This window comes from Variovorax sp. Soil_C_26, from assembly GCF_057657075.1.
Genome location: NZ_JBDGJC010000007.1, coordinates 249979 through 265716, shown reverse-complemented (window position 1 = coordinate 265716; position 15738 = coordinate 249979). Strand labels below are relative to the sequence as shown.

Sequence of the window (15738 nt, the reverse complement as noted above, 5' to 3'; positions counted from 1 at the left end):
AAATCGCAGAGCCCCAACGCAAGACGCCCAGCCGCAAAGCCGTGCGGCGGTCGGTGGCCAGTTCCACGGCGGTGGAAACAGGCCAAAACGTCGCGCAGCTCGAGCGTCGACTGCAGCAACCCGCTGCGCGCTTTCCCAACATCAAGCTGGCCCGCTGAGGCCGGCATCGCCGGCAGCCATGGCCTGACCCACAAGCTGCTCCATCGGGCCATAGTCGCCCGAGAAGCCGGCGTGAACCGCACCAATATAGGTTGGTTTGTTTTGCTCCCAACTGCTGTAGTCCAGCGGCTCATGGCCGGCCTGTACGGCCATCACATCGGCCAGCAGGCGCGACAAGCGGCCATTGCTCTCGCGAAAAGGGGGATCACGATCAACTCCACGTGCGTCACGGCAATGGCATTCACCAGTTCGTCGGGAGCCAGGTTGCCGCAGGGAGTCCATCTCGTCAGGAACTCCCTTTCAAAATTGTTCAGCAAGCCCGGCAGCAGCCCGGCGGTAGCGAATTGGAAGCCGCCCTTGCCCAAGTTGACCGAGCGTTCCTGCCCCGCCCATGCGTACACGTTGCCGAGCCACAAGCGGTGCCAGTGTTTGAGGTCGGCCACCGTCAGGGTGCGGTCCGGCAGATCCTGCAGGAGCACCTCGTCGTAGAGGTCGTTCAATAGCTGCAATTCAAGCGCGTCCATATCGTCGGCGGACGTGATGCCAACGAGATTGCGCAGCACCTGTTCGTTCGACCCTGGTTCGAATTCGCCTTCAGCTCCAGCAGTTTGATAGCGGTTGATCATCGCGCGTTGGGTTCGGCAGCCTTATCGAATACTCAGATCGTGGCGCTCAGAGTCCGAAGTCGTATTCGACCGTGATCGGCGCGTGGTCGCTGAACTTGACGGTCTTGTAGATCTGCTCGGTGCGCGCCAGCGCGGCGGTCTGCGGCGTGGCCAGGTGGTAGTCGAGCCGCCATCCCACGTTGTTCGCATAGGCCTGGCCGCGGTTGCTCCACCAGGTGTAGGCCTCGGCCGTGGTGTCGGGCTTGAGCATGCGGTAGACGTCCACGATGCCCGCGCCGTCGGTGCCGGCGTCGAGCAGCCGCGTCATCCAGGCGCGCTCCTCGGGCAGGAAGCCGCTGTTCTTCTGGTTGCCGCGCCAGTTCTTGAGGTCGATCTCCTTGTGCGCGATGTTGATGTCGCCGCAGAGGATGAATTCGCGCGATTGCTTGAGCGCCACCAGGTGCGGGAAGAAGCCCTTGAGGAAGCGGAACTTGGCCAGTTGGCGCTCCTCGCCCGAGCTGCCGCTGGGAAAGTAGCAGCTGATGATCGAGAGCTTGCGCGCCGGGGTGTCGAAGCGCAGCTCGAGGTAGCGGCCCTCGGCGTCGAACTCGCGGTCGCCCCAGCCCACGACCACGTCGCTCGGCGCGTGCCGGGTGTAGATGGCAGTGCCGGCATAGCCCTTCTTCTCGGCGAAGTGGAAATGGCCCTTGAGGCCCGCCATCTCCTCGAAGCGGCCCTCGATGTCGCTCGCCTGGACCCGGATTTCCTGCATGCAAATACAATCCGGCGCAAGTTCGGCCACCCAGTCCGCCACCCCTTTCGTGGCGGCCGAACGCAGGCCATTGAGATTGAGGCTGGTCAGTTTGAACACAAGGAAATTCCGATGGCTGTAGATGGTGAGGAACAAGGCAGCGCGGTGGCGCAGGACTTCGTCCAGTTCGCGCTCGACGCGGGCGTCCTGCGCTTCGGCGAGTTCAAGACCAAGGCCGGCCGCATGAGCCCCTACTTCTTCAATTCGGGGCTGTTCGACGACGGCGCCAAGATCGCGCGGCTCGCCGGATTCTATGCAGACCGGCTGATCGAGAGCGGCGTTGAGTTCGACATGATCTTCGGCCCGGCCTACAAGGGCATTCCGCTCGGTGCGACGGTCGCGGCCGAACTGGCCCGGCGCGGCCGCAACCATCCCTTTGCCTACAACCGCAAGGAAGCCAAGGCCCACGGCGAAGGCGGTGCACTGGTCGGTGCGCCGCTCCAGGGGCGCGTGCTGATCGTCGACGACGTGATGTCGGCCGGCACCGCGGTGCGCGAATCCATTGCCGCCATCGAGGCCGCCGGCGCCACGCCGCACGCGGTGGCGATCGCGCTCGACCGGCAGGAGAAAGCCACCGAGAACGGCGTCGACGTCGACCACAGTGCGGTGCAGTACGTTCGCAACCAGCTTGGCCTGAAGGTTGTCGCCATCGCCACGCTCGACGACCTGCTGAGCTATCTCTCGGGCCATGCCGCCACCGACCTGGGCGCGCACCGCGACCGGGTGCTGGCCTACCGCGCGCGCTACGGCGCCCACTGAGGCCCGCGCCATGCGTGACGTTCGCCATCACCTGTTCGATCCGGCGATCGCCGCGGCGCTGCTCGCGCTGGCGCCCGCGGCCGCGCTGGCACAGGTGCCGTCGGCGCCTGCGCCAGGCGGCATCTATTCATGCACCGATGCACGCGGCCGCACGCACACGGCCGACCGGCCGATCGCCGCCTGCATCGACCGCGAGCAGCGCGAACTGAACCCGAGCGGCACCACGCGCCGCGTCATCGAGCCGACCTACACCGCGCGCGAAATCGCCGAGCGCGAAGACCGTGCGCGCGAGGCCGCGTTGCAGGCCGCGCGGATCGTCGACGAGCGCCGCCGCGAGCGTGCGCTGCTGGTGCGCTACCCCAATGCGACCGTACACGACCGCGAGCGCGCCGAGGCGCTGGTGCAGATCGATGCCGTGATCCAGGCCGCGAAGAAGCGCCTGGTCGAGCTGGCCGAAGACCGCCGGAAGATCGACGAGGAGCTCGAGTTCTACAAGGCCGACGTGAGCAAGGCGCCGGGCGCGGTGCGCCGCAAGCTCGAGGACAACCTGCGCAGCGTGGCGGTGCAAGACCGCTTCGTCGGCGAACAGGAAGACGAGAAGAAGCGCGTGAACGCGCGCTTCGACGAAGAGCGCACGCGCCTTAAGCAGCTCTGGTCACCGCAGAACGGCGGCACCAACCGCTGAGCGCGACGGGCCTCAGCCCAGCTTGGCTTTCAGCAGCTCGGTGACCTGCGCCGGATTGGCCTTGCCGCCGCTGGCCTTCATGACCTGACCGACGAGGCCGTTGAGCGCCTTTTCTTTGCCGCCGCGGTATTCCTCGACGTTCTTCGCATTCTTCGCAATCACCTCGTCGAGGATCCTGTCGAGCGCGCCGGCGTCGTTCATCGGCTTCAGGTCCTTGGCCTCGATGATCGCGTCCACGTCGCTGCCTTCGCCGGTCCAGAGTGCCTCGAACACCTGGCGCGCCGCATTGTTGGGCAGCGTGCCGTCGGCGATGCGCTGCACCAGCGCGGCGAGCTGCTGTGCAGTGACCGGCGCGGCCTCGATGCCGATCTCGGCCGCGTTGAGCCGCCGCGCCATCTCGCCCGTGATCCAGTTGCTCGCGAGCTTCGGCGTGGCGCCCGCGGCCACGGCTTCGTCGAAGTAGCCGGCGAGTGCCGCGCTCTGCGTGAGCTGCGCCGCGTCGTAGGCCGACAGGCCGTGCTCGCGCACGTAGCGATCGGCCATCGCGCGCGGCAGCTCGGGCATCGTGGCCTTCACGCGCTCGATCCAGTCGGCGGCGATGACCAGCGGCGGCAGGTCGGGATCGGGGAAGTAGCGGTAGTCGGCCGAGTCTTCCTTGGCGCGCATGGCACGCGTCTCGCCCGTGTCGGGGTCGAACAGCACGGTGGCCTGTTCGATCCTGCGGCCGTCCTCGATCTCGTCGATCTGCCAGCGGATCTCGTAGTCGATCGCCTGCTGCATGAACTTGAAGCTGTTGAGGTTCTTGATCTCGCGCCGCGTGCCGAGCTTGTCGCCGGGCTTGCGCACCGACACGTTGGCGTCGCAGCGGAAACTGCCTTCCTGCATGTTGCCGTCGCAGATGCCGATCCAGGTGACGATCTTGTGCAGCTCGCGCGCATAGGCCACGGCCTCGGCGGTAGAGCGCATGTCGGGCTCGGTCACGATCTCCAGAAGCGGCGTACCCGCGCGGTTCAGGTCGATGCCGCTCTGGCCGACGAAGTCCTCGTGCAGCGACTTGCCCGCGTCTTCCTCGAGGTGGGCGCGCACCAGGCGCACCGTCTTCATCTCTTCGCCGAGAAAGAACGACACCGTGCCGCCCTGCACCACCGGGATCTCGAACTGGCTGATCTGGTAGCCCTTGGGCAGGTCGGGGTAGAAGTAGTTCTTGCGTGCGAACACGCTGCGCGGCGCGATGTGCGAGCCGAGCGCGAGACCGAGCTGGATGGCGCGCTCGACGGCGCCCTTGTTCATTACCGGCAGCGTGCCGGGCAGCGCCAGGTCAACCGCGCAGGCTTGCGTGTTGGGCTCGGCGCCGAAAGCCGTGGACGCACGGCTGAAGATCTTGCTCGCGGTCGAGAGCTGGGCATGGGTCTCGAAGCCGATGATGACTTCATAGCCGCGCACCAGCGGGCCGGTCGGGCGGCCCTGTTGCTGTGCTTCGAAGGTGTTCACTGCTGTCTCGCTCATGGTCAGAAGCCCTCCGGCGTGCGAAGGTGCCAGTCGGTGGCCTGCTGGAAGCGATGGCCGGCATTGAGCAGCTTCGCTTCGCCGAAGTAGTTGCCGATCAGCTGCAGGCCCACGGGCATGCCCGCGTCGAAGCCCGCGGGCACGCTCATGCCGGGCAGGCCGGCGAGAGAGGCCGGCAGCGTGAAGATGTCGGCGAGGTAGTCGGCCACGGGGTCGTCGCCGTGTTCGCCGATCTTCCAGGCCGTGGTCGGCGCCGCGGGGCCCGCGATCACGTCGCACTGCCTGAAGGCCTGCTGGAAGTCGTCGGCGATCATGCGGCGCACCTTCTGCGCCTGCAGGTAGTAGGCGTCGTAGTAGCCGTGCGAGAGCACGTAGGTGCCGATCATGATGCGGCGCTTCACCTCGTCGCCGAAGCCTTCGGCGCGCGTGCGGCCGTACATGTCGGACAGGTCCTTGTACTGCGCCGCGCGGTGGCCGAACTTCACGCCGTCGAAGCGGCTCAGGTTGCTCGAGGCCTCGGCCGCGGCCAGGATGTAGTAGACGGGAATCGACAGTTCGGTGCGCGGCAGCGAGACCTCGACGCGCTTGGCGCCGAGCTTCTCGTACTGCGACAGCGCGGCATCGATGGCCGCGCGCACGCCGGGCGCCACGCCGTCGCCGAAGAACTCCTTCGGCACGCCGATGCGCAGGCCCTCGAGCGAGTCGTTCAGCGCGCGGCCGAAGTCCTCGGCCGGGCGGTCGAGCGAGGTGGAATCGCGGTCGGGGTCGGGGCCGCAGAAGGCCGACAGCAGCAGCGCGCAGTCTTCGGCCGAGTGCGCCATGGGCCCGGCCTGGTCGAGGCTCGACGCGAAGGCCACCATGCCGTAGCGCGAGGCGCGGCCGTAGGTCGGCTTGATGCCGGTGATGCCGCAGAACGAGGCCGGCTGGCGGATCGAGCCGCCGGTGTCGGTGCCGGTGGCTGCCGGCGTGAGCCGCGCCGCCACGGCCGCCGCGCTGGCACCCGACGAACCGCCGGGGATGCGCTCGAGGTTCCAGGGGTTGCGCACCGGCACGGCCTTGTCGTGGCCGACGGCCGGCACGGCGACGTTCTCGTTGGCCGAGCCCATCGCGAACTCGTCGCAGCTGAGCTTGCCCAGCGTCACGGCGCCGGCCTCGGCCAGGCGGCGCACCACGGTGGCATCGAAGGGCGAGCGGTAGCCCGCGAGCATTTTCGAGCCCGCGGTGGTGGCGAAATCGGTGGTGGCGAAGATGTCCTTGTGCGCGATCGGCACGCCGGCGAGCGCAGGCGCGCCGCCCGCGGCGATCCGCTCGTCGGCCGCGCGGGCCTGGGCCAGCGTGGCGTCCTCGTTCAGGTCGAGGAAGGTGCCGAGCGCCTCGTTGGCCTTGATGCGGCCGAGAAAGTGCTGCGCCGCCTCGACGGCCGACACCTCGCGCCGGGACAGCGCCGCCGCCAGTTCCGCCACGCCCCGTTGATGCAGGTCCTTGCCGGCGCTCATTCGATCACCTTCGGCACCAGGAACAGACCCGCTTCGACCGCGGGCGCGCTCTTCTGGTTGGCTTCGCGGTTGTCCGGCTCGCTCACGACGTCGTCACACAGGCGCAGCGTGACATCTTCGAGGGCGGCTACGGGATGGGCCAGCGGCTCGACGCCGGTGGTGTCGACGGCGCGCATGCGCTCGACCAGGTCGAAGAAGCCATTGATCTGACTAAGCATGCGCTCGCTTTCGTCTGGCGCAAGCTGCAGCCTTGCGAGCGAGGCAATGCGTGCAATATCTGAACTGGAAAGGGACATGGGTCGAACCGGTCGCGGAACCGGCAGTAATTCGCACGCCCAGAGGGGTGCAGACACGGGATTCAGAGGGGATTCGGGTATTATCCCGCCTTTGCCGCAACCCCCGCGAACGCGCCGGCTTTTGCGCCAAAAACGATCAATTCACCCCGTCAAACGACCCAAAAAAAGAGCGACGACCTGCCGACGCGCAGGCGTGCTCCAAAGGATTCCGCACATGTTTGGAGCTTTCCGTCGGTACTTTTCCACCGACCTGGCCATCGACCTCGGCACCGCCAACACCCTGATCTTCGCCCGCAACAAGGGCATCGTGCTGGACGAGCCCTCGGTCGTCGCGATCCGCCATGAAGGCGGCCCCCACGGCAAGAAGGTGATCCAGGCCGTGGGCCGCGAGGCCAAGGCCATGCTCGGCAAGGTGCCCGGCAACATCGAAGCCATCCGCCCGATGAAGGACGGCGTGATCGCCGACTTCGTGATCACCGAGCAGATGATCAAGCAGTTCATCAAGATGGTGCACCCGCGCACGCTGCTCACGCCGAGCCCGCGCATCATCATCTGCGTGCCCTGCGGCTCGACCCAGGTCGAGCGCCGCGCCATCAAGGACGCTGCCGAAGCGGCTGGCGCCACCTCCGTCTACCTGATCGAGGAACCCATGGCCGCGGCCATCGGCGCCGGCCTGCCGGTCAGCGAGGCCTCGGGCTCGATGGTGGTCGACATCGGCGGCGGCACCACCGAGGTGGGCGTCATCAGCCTCGGCGGCATGGTCTACAAGGGCTCCGTGCGCGTCGGCGGCGACCGCTTCGACGAAGCCATCATCAACTACATCCGCCGCAACTACGGCATGCTGATCGGCGAGCCGACGGCCGAAGTCATCAAGAAGAACATCGGCTCGGCCTTCCCGGGCTCCGAAGTCAAGGAAATGGAAGTCAAGGGCCGCAACCTGTCCGAAGGCGTGCCGCGCAGCTTCACCATCAGCAGCAACGAAGTGCTGGAAGCCCTGACCGATCCGCTCAACAACATCGTCTCGGCCGTGAAGAACGCGCTCGAGCAGACCCCGCCCGAGCTCGGTGCCGACATCGCCGAACGCGGCATGATGCTGACCGGCGGCGGCGCGCTGCTGCGAGACCTCGACCGCCTGCTGGCCGAAGAAACCGGCCTGCCGGTGCTGGTGGCGGAAGACCCGCTGACCTGCGTGGTGCGCGGATGCGGCATTGCCCTCGAGCGCATGGACCGCCTGGGCAGCATCTTTACCAGCGAGTGAATGCGCCACTGCCACCGTCGGCCGGCTCTGCTTGCGCAGGCCGGCCTTTTTGCCATCTGACGTTGCACGCCAGCCGGATCTGAACCATGCCCCTGGGCACGCTCGATCGCTCCGCCCCGCCCCTGTTCAACCAGGGGCAGTCGGCGCTGAGCAAGCTGATCTTCTTCGGGACGCTCGCGCTGTTCCTGATGGTGGCCGACGCGCGGCTGCACCTGGTGCAGCCGATCCGCGCGGCGGTCGGCGCGGTGCTCTACCCGGTGCAATGGCTGGCGCTCAAGCCGGTGCAGTTCGTGACGGGCGCGGGCCGCTACTTCGAGGACCTGCAGACCGCGCAGCACAACGAGGACGCGGCGCGCCGCGCGCTCATGCTGCAGGCCGAGCGCGCGAGCCAGGCCGACACGCTCGCGCAGGAGAACGCGCGGCTGCGCGCGCTGCTCGAACTGCGAGAGACCACCCAGACGCCGGGCCGTGCGGCCGAGGTGCTCTACGACGCGGCCGACCCCTACACGCGCAAGATCGTCATCGACCAGGGGCTCACGCAAGGCGTTGTCCCGGGCTCGCCGGTGATCGACGCGAACGGCGTGCTGGGCCAGGTCACGCAGGTGCTGCCCTTCACGAGCGAGGTCACGCTGGTGATCGACCGCGATCTTTCCATTCCGGTGCAGAACACCCGCACCGGCGTGCGCAGCGTGGCCTTCGGCGATGCCTCGGCGCACGGCAGCGGCCTCGAACTGCGCTTCATGGCCGCCAATGCCGACCTGCAGGAGGGCGACCTGCTGTCCACGAGCGGCGTCGATGGCGTCTATCCGCCCGGCTTGCCGGTCGCGAAGATCGAACGCATCGAGCGCCGCGCCGACTCGGCCTTTGCGCGCATCTACTGCGTGCCGCTCGCGCATGTGACGGCCGTGCGCTACGTGCTGGTGCTGGCGCCCACGGGTGGCCCGACGGCACCGCCGCCTGCGCCGGCTGCCGTGGCGCCCACGAAGAAGCCCGAAGCCAAGGCGGCATCAAAACCCGCCAAGACCGACAAGGCCGACAAGAAGACCGCGGAGCGTGCCCGATGATCAAACGTCCCGGACAACAGCAACTCCTGCTGCCCGTCAGCCCGCTGTTCATGTGGTCGAGCCTCGTGGTCGCCTTGCTCATCAACATGATCCCGGTCGGCCGCGCCGCCTGGATGCCCGACCTGCTCGCGCTCGCGATCGTTTTCTGGGGCGTGCACCAGCCGATGCGCGTGGGCATCGGCGCGGCTTTTGCGTTCGGTCTGTGCATGGATGTGCACGAGGCCGCGATGCTGGGCCAGCACGCGCTGTCCTACACCCTGCTCGGCTTCTTCGCCGCCACCGTCCACCGGCGCCTGCTGTGGTACCCGGTGGCATCGCAGGCGCTGCAGGTGCTGCCGCTGTTCGCGGTGTCGCAGTTCATCGAGATCGTCGCGCGCCTGATCGGTGGCGGCGTGTTCCCGGGCTGGTGGGTGCTGGCCTCGCCGGTGATCGAAGCCGCGCTGTGGCCGCTGGCGACCGCGCTCTTGCTCGCGCCGCAATTGCGCACGCCCGATCCTGACGAGAACCGCCCGCTTTGAGCCTGCTGTTCCCGGGTCTTGCATTGCCAACGCAGCCGCGCGCACCTAAGCTCACTTCGCCATGACCGAAATCCGCAATGTCGCCGCCGACCTCGCGCGCTTCAAGCGCCGGGTGGTCGTGATCGGCCTCGTGGTGCTCTTCGCCTTCGGCCTGATCGGCGCGCGCCTGTTCTACCTGCAGGTCGTGCGGCACGCCGATCTCGCGGAGCGGGCCGAGAGCAATCGCACGGCCATCGTGCCGGTGGTGCCCAACCGCGGCTTGATCCTCGACCGCAACGGCATCGTGCTGGCCTCGAACTATTCGGCCTACACGCTCGAGATCACGCCCTCGAAGGTGGACGACGTCGAGGAGACCATCGACAGCCTTACGCAGGTGCTCGAGGTCTCGCCGCGCGACCGCCGCCGCTTCAAGCGCCTGCGCGAGGACTCGCGCAGCTTCGACTCCATCCCGATCCGCACGCGCCTGAGCGACGAGGAAGTGGCGCGCTTTGCGGCGCAACGCTACCGTTTTCCGGGCGTGGAGATCAAGGCGCGGCTGTTCCGCAACTACCCGCATGGCGAGACCGCTGCGCACGTGCTCGGCTACATCGGGCGCATCAACCAGCGCGAGAAGACCGCGATGGAGGAATGGCCCGAGGAAGACCAGGCCAACTACAAGGGCACCGACTACATCGGCAAGCTCGGCATCGAGCAGAGCTACGAGAAGACGCTGCACGGCCAGACCGGAGTCGAGCAGATGGAGACCTCGGCCGGCGGCCGTGCGGTGCGCCGCCTCGCGAGCCACCCGGCCACGCCGGGCAACACCGTGATGCTGTCGCTCGACATCAAGCTGCAGAAGCTCGTCGAGGACATGTACGGCGACCGCCGCGGTGCGCTCGTGGCGATCGATCCCAAGACCGGTGAAGTGCTGGCCTTCGTGAGCAAGCCCACCTTCGACCCGAACCTGTTCGTCGAAGGCATCGACACCGAGAGCTGGAAGGAACTCAGCGAATCGATCGAAAAGCCGCTGCTCAACCGCGCGCTGCGCGGTACCTACCCGCCCGGATCGACCTACAAGCCCTTCATGGCGCTCGCTGCGCTCGAAACCGGCAAGCGCGGCGCCAACGTGGTGGTCAACGACCCGGGCTATTTCAATTTTGGCGGCCACCGCTTCGGCAGTCCCGAAGGCAACCTCGGCGGCGTCGACATGCGCCGCTCGATCCAGGTGTCGAGCAACATCTACTACTACTCGCTCGCCAACGAGATGGGCGTGGACCTGATCCACGACTTCATGAAGCCGCTCGGCTTCGGCCAGATCACCGGCATCGACATGGGCGGCGAGGTGCGCGGCGTGCTGCCGAGCACCGAATGGAAGCGCAATGCCTACCGGCGGCCCGAGCAGAAGAAGTGGTACGCGGGCGAGACCATCTCATTGGGCATCGGCCAGGGCTACAACACCTTCACGATGCTGCAGCTCGCGCAGGCGACGGCCATCGTGGCCGACGGCGGCATGAAGCGCAAGCCGCACCTGGTGCTGGCCACACGCGACACCGTGAGCGGCCAGGTCGTGCCGCTGCCGCAGCCGCCGCCCGAGAACCTCGGCTACAAGCCGGCCCACGTCGCGGTGATCCGCGAAGGCCTTGCCAGCGTGGTCTCGAACGGCACGGCGCGCGGCGTGTTCGCGGGTGCGGGCTACCAGGCGGCCGGAAAGACCGGCACGGCGCAGGCCATGACGCAGGCGCGGAACACCCGCTACAACGCCAAGGCGCTCGAAGAGCACCAGCGCGACCATGCGCTGTTCATGGCCTACGCACCGGCCACCGACCCCAAGATCGCGCTCGCGGTCATCGTCGAGAACGCGGGCTGGGGCGCCGGCGCCGCGGCGCCCATTGCGCGGCGCGTGTTCGACTACTGGCTCATGGACCAGTATCCGAGCGAAGCCGACATCGCCGCGGTGCGCATCGGCAAGGCCGGCGCACCGATCGGCAAGCCGCGCATCGCGAGCGAGATGGCATGGCCGATGGTCAGCATGATCGCGCCCGCGCCCTGACTACGCGACGACCGTCCCGCTGACTTCGCCCAGCCCGATGCGCACCGCGCCATCGCGCTCGCAATAGCCGCGGATCACGAGCGTGTCGCCGTCTTCGAGGAAGGTGCGCTGCTCGCCGTTCGGCAGCGTGATCGGCTGCTTGCCGCCTTGCGTGAGCTCGATCAGCGAGCCGGCCTGGTCGGGCTGCGGGCCCGAGAGCGTGCCCGAGCCCAGCAGGTCGCCGGGCTGCAGGTTGCAGCCGTTCACCGTGTGGTGCGCGATGAGTTGTGCGGCGGTCCAGTAGGCGGCCTCGGTGGTGTTGCCGCGCGTGAGGCGCACGGGCGCTGCGCCTTCGGCGCGCATCTTCGCGGTCTGCAGCAGCACTTCGAGCGTGATGTCGAGTGCGCCGCGCTCGCGGTTCGAAGGTGCGTCGAGGTACGGCAGCGGCTGCGGATCGCCGGCCGGGCGCTCGAACCGCGCGCGGAAGGGCGCGAGCGCTTCCATCGTCACGATCCACGGCGACAGCGTGCTCGCGAAGTTCTTCGCGAGGAACGGGCCGAGCGGCTGGTATTCCCACGCCTGCAGGTCGCGCGCCGACCAGTCGTTGAGCAGCGTCACGCCGAACAGGTGGTCCTCGGCCTCGCCGATCGCGACGGGTTCGCCGAGCGCATTGCCGCGACCGACGAGAAAGCCGAGTTCGAGTTCGTAGTCGAGCCGCTTCGACGGGCCGAAGCTCGGCGCCGCTGCATCGGGTGCCTTGGTCTGGCCATGCGGGCGCTTGAACACCTGGCCACTCACGCCGATCGACGAGGCTCGGCCGTGGTACCCGATCGGCACCCACTTGTAGTTGGGCATCAGCGGCTGGTCGGGGCGGAACAGCTTGCCGATGGTGGTCGCGTGATGAATGCCGGTGTAGAAGTCGGTGTAGTCGCCGATGCGGCAAGGCACGGCCATCTCGGCGCCGGCCTGCGCGGTCAATGCCTTCGACCATGCGGCCTGCTTGCCGCTGCCTTCGGCCAGCCCGGCGGAGATCGCCGCGCGCAGGGCCTGCCGCTCCGGCACGCTCGCGGCCATCAGCAGGTTCATGTCGTCGGTCTCGACCAGGCCCGCCGCGCGCAGGTCGAGCACCTGGTCGCCGATGGCCACGCCGATGCGGAAGGCCTCGCTGCTGCCCGCGGCGCGGAAGCGCCCGAACGGCAGGTTCTGGATCGGGAAGTCGCTGCCGGCTGCGTTGGCGCCGGCAACCCAGCTGCGCAGCTTCGGGTCGTGGGTGGTGTTCAGTGTGGCGGTGGTCATGGAATGTCTTTCTCCGTTCGAAATCGGCGGGTCAGGGCTTGAAGTGATTTTTGAGGCCGGCCCAGCAGTCGGCATAGTCGGTGTCCAGCGCGGGGCTGTTCAGTGCGAAGTTCGTCGGGATGAAGCGGTAGCGGCTCTCGAACATGAAGGCCAGCGTGTTGTCGAGCTTCTGCGGCTGGAGGTTGGCGTTCGTGGCCTTGTCGAAGGCCTCCTCGTCGGGGCCGTGCGGCACCATGCAGTTGTGCAGGCTTGCGCCGCCGGGCTTGAAGCCGCCCGGCTTGGCGTCGTACTCGCCGAGCACCAGGCCCATGAACTCGCTCATCAGGTTGCGGTGGAACCAGGGCGGACGGAAGGTGTTTTCCATCACCATCCAGCGCGGCGGGAAGATCACGAAGTCGCAGTTCGCGGTGCCGGGCGTGTCGCTCGGCGAGGTCAGCACGGTGAAGATCGAGGGATCGGGATGGTCGAAGCTGATCGAGCCGATCGCCATGAAATTGGCCGTGTCGTATTTCACCGGCGCGAGGTTGCCGTGCCAGGCGACCACGTTGAACGGCGACTGCTTCGTCGGTGCGGCCCAGAAGCGGCCGCCGAACTTTTTCACGAGTTCGCAGGCGCCGCCGTCTTCCTCGAAGGCCGCCACGGGCGCCTGGAAGTCGCGCGCGTTGGCGAGGCCGTTGGAGCCGATCGGACCGAGCTCGGGCAGGCGGAAGTGCGCACCGTAGTTCTCGCAGACGTAGCCACGCGAGGGACCCGCGCCGGCATCCGAATCCGGCAGCGCCACCTTGAACGCCATGCCGCGCGGCAGCACCGCGATCTCGCCGGGCTTGACCTCGAGCACGCCGAGTTCGGTCGTGATCACGAGGCGGCCCTGCTGCGGCACCACGAGCATCTCGCCGTCGGCATTGACGAAGGCGCGCTTGTCCATCGAACGGCCCGCGAGGTACATCAGCGCGCCGATCCCGACCTGCGACTCGGCGTCGCCGTTGGCCGCGACGGTGTGCATGCCGTCGATGAAGTCGGCGCCGGCCGCGCCGTCGAGCGGCATCGGGTGCCAGCGCAGCGGCTCGGGCGCGAGCGCGATGCCGCGGTCGGCGCCGGTGGTCCAGTGGGGTTGCGCGTAGGGCTGGTAGCGGCCCGACACCACCGAAGGCTGGCGCCGGTAGAGCCAGGTGCGGCGGTTCTCGTGGCGCGGCGCGGTGAAGGCCGTGCCCGAGAGCAGTTCGGTGTAGAGGTCGAAGGGCGCGCGCTGCGGATTGTTGCGGCCCTGGGGCAGGGCGCCGGCGACGGCTTCGCTGGCGTATTCGTTGCCGAAGCCGCTTTGGTAGGTGGCGGTCATGGTGTGGTCTTGGGGTTCAAGGAAAAAAGGAAATCGGCTGCCCGCAGGGCATTCACTTCGCCGCCGCGAGCGCCTCGCGCAGCACGGTTAGCGAGCCGATGTGGTTGGCGAGCACCAGCACGAGGCGCGCGTTGTAGGCGTGGCTCTCTTCGGTGCCGAGGCCCTGGTGGGCTTCGATCAGTGCTTCGTAGAAGTCATCGGGCGCTTCGAGGTGCGGCTCGGTGATCAGGGTCGGTGGTGGCAGGGTGGTCATGGCGTGGTGTCCGTTCAATGCCTGGCCAGCGCGCGGTCGAAGGCAGCGCGCAGCTGCGCAGTCGAGGGCGCGCGCCAGCGGGCGCACACATGCTGGTCGGGGCGCAGCAGGTAGACGGTGCCGGGCCGCGCATCGTAGCGCTGGGCCGCCAGTTCGCCTGCGGCGGCCGGCACGCGCACGGTGGCGACCGGCAGGCCCGCTTCGTCGATGGCGCCGAGGCTCTGCGCCACGGCCGGGTCGCGGGCATCGCCGAACACCATCGCGGTGAAGCCGTGCGTGCGGCAGACCTCGCGCAGCAGCCAGCCCGTGCTGCCGTCGGCACGCACGATCGGCGCATCGGCCGCCGCGGCGCCAGGCACCATCGGCCCCGCGAAAGGCTCGGCATCGGGCGTGTGGAGCGGCGAGCCGTGCAGCACCGCCGGCACCGAGAGCCGGCCGCTGTTGACCAGCGTGCGCGCGAAGGCGTGCCGCTTCGTCAGCTCGAGCACCGCATCGCGGAACAGGCGGCTGACCTCGCTCTTGGGCGTGATGAAGTCGGTGGCGCGCGTGGAATGGCGGATGTTCTCGTCGGCCGCGTACTCGCGCTCGCGCGCATAGGTGTCGAGCAGCGCGTCGGGCGCCTCGCCCTTGAGCACCGCCGCGAGCTTCCATGCGAGGTTGTCGGCATCCTGCACGCCCGAGTTCGCGCCGCGCGCGCCGAACGGCGACACGCCGTGCGCCGAATCGCCCGCGAACAGCACGCGGCCCTGGCGGAAGCTCTCCATGCGCTGGCAGGCGAAGGTGTAGACGCTGGCCCAGCCGATCTCGAACTGCACCCCCGCATGGCCGATGCTGTCGAGCAGCGCGCGCACGCGCGGCACGATGCGCTCGGTCTTGCGTTCTTCCACCGGGTCGGCTTCCCAGCCGAGCTGGAAGTCCACGCGCCACATGCCGTCGGCCTGCTTGTGCAGCAGCACGCTCTGGCCCGGATGGAAGGGCGGGTCGAACCAGAAGCGGCGCTCGGTCGGCAGCTGTGCGTCCATCACCACGTCGGCGATCAGGAAGCGGTCGCGGAAGGTGCGGCCCTTGGGTTCCTGTCCGAGCAGCTGGCGCAGGTTCGAGCGCGAGCCGTCGCAGGCCGCCACGTAGTCGGCCGCCAAGCGGTACTCGCCCTCGGGCGTTTCCACCGTGAGCAGCGCGCCATCGTCCTGCCGCGCGATGCCCGTGACCTTGTTGTTCCAGCGGATGTCGATCAGCGGCAGCGCCGCCGCGCGTTCGGCCAGGTAGCCCTCGACGTAGTACTGCTGCAGGTTGATGAAGGCCGGGCGCTCATGGCCGGGCTCGGGCAGCAGGTCGAAGCGGTAGACCTGCTGGTCGCGGAAATAGACCTTGCCGATGTTCCACGACACGCCCTTGTCCACCATGCGGTCGCCGCAGCCCAGGCGATCGAACACCTCGAGCGTTCGCTTGGCGAAGCAGATCGCGCGCGAGCCGGTCGAGAGCGTGTTGTCGTTGTCGAGCAGCACCACCGGCACCTCGCGCAAGGCCAGGTCGATGGCGAGCGTGAGGCCGACCGGCCCGGCGCCGACGATCACCACGGGGTGACGGGCGGGCGCGGCAGTGTCCTGATCGGCGTGGCGCCGGTAGTCGAAGCGCAGGCTCTGGTAGTCGATCACGATTCTTGTCTCCGTTTTCTTCTCCTTCCCCTC

16 protein-coding genes are annotated in these 15738 nt (G+C 68.2%); 6 read left to right on the top strand and 10 right to left on the bottom strand.

What is annotated here, in order from left to right:
- Window positions 1-141 precede the first annotated feature (141 nt).
- The 3 genes from AC3A6G_RS20870 to AC3A6G_RS20860 are packed head-to-tail and all read right to left on the bottom strand — an operon-like array spanning window position 142 to window position 1635.
- Window positions 142-336: a hypothetical protein gene (locus tag AC3A6G_RS20870; protein ID WP_487874454.1), complete on the bottom strand. Its 195-nt coding sequence runs from the start codon at window positions 334-336 to the stop codon at window positions 142-144.
- A complete protein-coding gene (locus AC3A6G_RS20865; protein WP_487874453.1) occupies window positions 312-785 on the bottom strand; it encodes a Fic/DOC family protein in 474 nt (157 codons plus the stop codon). The genes AC3A6G_RS20870 and AC3A6G_RS20865 overlap by 25 nt, the downstream gene beginning before the upstream one ends.
- Before the next feature lie 46 nt (window positions 786-831).
- Window positions 832-1635, bottom strand: coding sequence for an exodeoxyribonuclease III (locus tag AC3A6G_RS20860; RefSeq protein ID WP_487874452.1), 804 nt, complete (start codon window positions 1633-1635; stop codon window positions 832-834).
- A gap of 12 nt (window positions 1636-1647) precedes the next feature.
- Here AC3A6G_RS20860 and pyrE point away from each other — a divergent pair, with 12 nt between their 5' ends.
- Window positions 1648-2334, top strand: coding sequence for an orotate phosphoribosyltransferase (gene pyrE / locus AC3A6G_RS20855; RefSeq protein ID WP_487861164.1), 687 nt, complete (start codon window positions 1648-1650; stop codon window positions 2332-2334).
- A 10-nt stretch (window positions 2335-2344) separates the two neighbouring features.
- Window positions 2345-3019, top strand: a complete 675-nt coding sequence (locus AC3A6G_RS20850; protein ID WP_487861165.1) for a DUF4124 domain-containing protein — start codon at window positions 2345-2347, stop codon at window positions 3017-3019.
- Window positions 3020-3031: 12 nt separating this feature from the next.
- Here AC3A6G_RS20850 and gatB read toward each other — a convergent pair whose 3' ends face one another.
- The 3 genes from gatB to gatC are packed head-to-tail and all read right to left on the bottom strand — an operon-like array spanning window position 3032 to window position 6317.
- Window positions 3032-4525, bottom strand: coding sequence for an Asp-tRNA(Asn)/Glu-tRNA(Gln) amidotransferase subunit GatB (gene gatB / locus AC3A6G_RS20845; protein WP_487861166.1), 1494 nt, complete (start codon window positions 4523-4525; stop codon window positions 3032-3034).
- 2 nt (window positions 4526-4527) lie between these two features.
- Complete coding sequence (gene gatA, locus AC3A6G_RS20840) at window positions 4528-6021, bottom strand: Asp-tRNA(Asn)/Glu-tRNA(Gln) amidotransferase subunit GatA (RefSeq protein WP_487861167.1); 1494 nt, start codon at window positions 6019-6021, stop codon at window positions 4528-4530.
- Window positions 6018-6317, bottom strand: coding sequence for an Asp-tRNA(Asn)/Glu-tRNA(Gln) amidotransferase subunit GatC (gatC, locus tag AC3A6G_RS20835; protein ID WP_487874451.1), 300 nt, complete (start codon window positions 6315-6317; stop codon window positions 6018-6020). The genes gatA and gatC overlap by 4 nt, the downstream gene beginning before the upstream one ends.
- A 214-nt stretch (window positions 6318-6531) precedes the next feature.
- Here gatC and AC3A6G_RS20830 point away from each other — a divergent pair, with 214 nt between their 5' ends.
- The 4 genes from AC3A6G_RS20830 to mrdA all read left to right on the top strand — a co-directional run bounded on the left by AC3A6G_RS20830 (window position 6532) and on the right by mrdA (window position 11186).
- The gene (locus AC3A6G_RS20830; protein WP_007833435.1) at window positions 6532-7575 is read left to right on the top strand and encodes a rod shape-determining protein; all 1044 of its coding nucleotides are present in this window, start codon (window positions 6532-6534) and stop codon (window positions 7573-7575) included.
- Window positions 7576-7661: 86 nt separating this feature from the next.
- A complete protein-coding gene (mreC, locus tag AC3A6G_RS20825) occupies window positions 7662-8639 on the top strand; it encodes a rod shape-determining protein MreC (RefSeq protein ID WP_487861169.1) in 978 nt (325 codons plus the stop codon).
- Window positions 8636-9157 carry a rod shape-determining protein MreD gene (gene mreD / locus AC3A6G_RS20820; protein WP_487874450.1) on the top strand — a complete coding sequence of 174 codons (522 nt, stop codon included), beginning with the start codon at window positions 8636-8638 and terminating at the stop codon, window positions 9155-9157. Before mreC ends, mreD begins: the two co-directional genes overlap by 4 nt.
- A 61-nt stretch (window positions 9158-9218) precedes the next feature.
- The gene (mrdA, locus tag AC3A6G_RS20815) at window positions 9219-11186 is read left to right on the top strand and encodes a penicillin-binding protein 2 (RefSeq protein ID WP_487874449.1); all 1968 of its coding nucleotides are present in this window, start codon (window positions 9219-9221) and stop codon (window positions 11184-11186) included.
- Here the strand turns inward: mrdA and fahA are convergent, their stop codons facing one another.
- Genes fahA through AC3A6G_RS20795 form a run of 4 tightly spaced genes read right to left on the bottom strand, consistent with a single transcriptional unit; the run spans window position 11187 to window position 15705 of the window.
- Complete coding sequence (fahA, locus tag AC3A6G_RS20810) at window positions 11187-12461, bottom strand: fumarylacetoacetase (RefSeq protein ID WP_487861172.1); 1275 nt, start codon at window positions 12459-12461, stop codon at window positions 11187-11189. It lies immediately after the preceding gene.
- 31 nt (window positions 12462-12492) lie between these two features.
- The gene (hmgA, locus tag AC3A6G_RS20805) at window positions 12493-13797 is read right to left on the bottom strand and encodes a homogentisate 1,2-dioxygenase (RefSeq protein ID WP_487861173.1); all 1305 of its coding nucleotides are present in this window, start codon (window positions 13795-13797) and stop codon (window positions 12493-12495) included.
- 52 nt (window positions 13798-13849) lie between these two features.
- A complete protein-coding gene (locus AC3A6G_RS20800; protein WP_487865249.1) occupies window positions 13850-14050 on the bottom strand; it encodes a DUF2783 domain-containing protein in 201 nt (66 codons plus the stop codon).
- A 14-nt stretch (window positions 14051-14064) separates the two neighbouring features.
- Window positions 14065-15705 (bottom strand): FAD-dependent oxidoreductase, encoded by a 1641-nt coding sequence (locus AC3A6G_RS20795; RefSeq protein ID WP_487874448.1) that lies wholly within the window; start codon window positions 15703-15705, stop codon window positions 14065-14067.
- Between the last annotated feature and the right edge of the window lie 33 nt (window positions 15706-15738).

Bases quoted from the DNA above. Each gene is read 5' to 3' on its own strand.
- AC3A6G_RS20865 (WP_487874453.1), bottom strand. From the start codon at position 785: ATGATCAACCGCTATCAAACTGCTGGAGCTGAAGGCGAATTCGAACCA.
- pyrE (WP_487861164.1), top strand. From the start codon at position 1,648: ATGGCTGTAGATGGTGAGGAACAAGGCAGCGCGGTGGCGCAGGACTTC.
- AC3A6G_RS20850 (WP_487861165.1), top strand. From the start codon at position 2,345: ATGCGTGACGTTCGCCATCACCTGTTCGATCCGGCGATCGCCGCGGCG.
- gatB (WP_487861166.1), bottom strand. From the start codon at position 4,525: ATGAGCGAGACAGCAGTGAACACCTTCGAAGCACAGCAACAGGGCCGC.
- gatA (WP_487861167.1), bottom strand. From the start codon at position 6,021: ATGAGCGCCGGCAAGGACCTGCATCAACGGGGCGTGGCGGAACTGGCG.
- gatC (WP_487874451.1), bottom strand. From the start codon at position 6,317: ATGTCCCTTTCCAGTTCAGATATTGCACGCATTGCCTCGCTCGCAAGG.
- AC3A6G_RS20830 (WP_007833435.1), top strand. From the start codon at position 6,532: ATGTTTGGAGCTTTCCGTCGGTACTTTTCCACCGACCTGGCCATCGAC.
- mreC (WP_487861169.1), top strand. From the start codon at position 7,662: ATGCCCCTGGGCACGCTCGATCGCTCCGCCCCGCCCCTGTTCAACCAG.
- mreD (WP_487874450.1), top strand. From the start codon at position 8,636: ATGATCAAACGTCCCGGACAACAGCAACTCCTGCTGCCCGTCAGCCCG.
- mrdA (WP_487874449.1), top strand. From the start codon at position 9,219: ATGACCGAAATCCGCAATGTCGCCGCCGACCTCGCGCGCTTCAAGCGC.
- fahA (WP_487861172.1), bottom strand. From the start codon at position 12,461: ATGACCACCGCCACACTGAACACCACCCACGACCCGAAGCTGCGCAGC.
- hmgA (WP_487861173.1), bottom strand. From the start codon at position 13,797: ATGACCGCCACCTACCAAAGCGGCTTCGGCAACGAATACGCCAGCGAA.
- AC3A6G_RS20800 (WP_487865249.1), bottom strand. From the start codon at position 14,050: ATGACCACCCTGCCACCACCGACCCTGATCACCGAGCCGCACCTCGAA.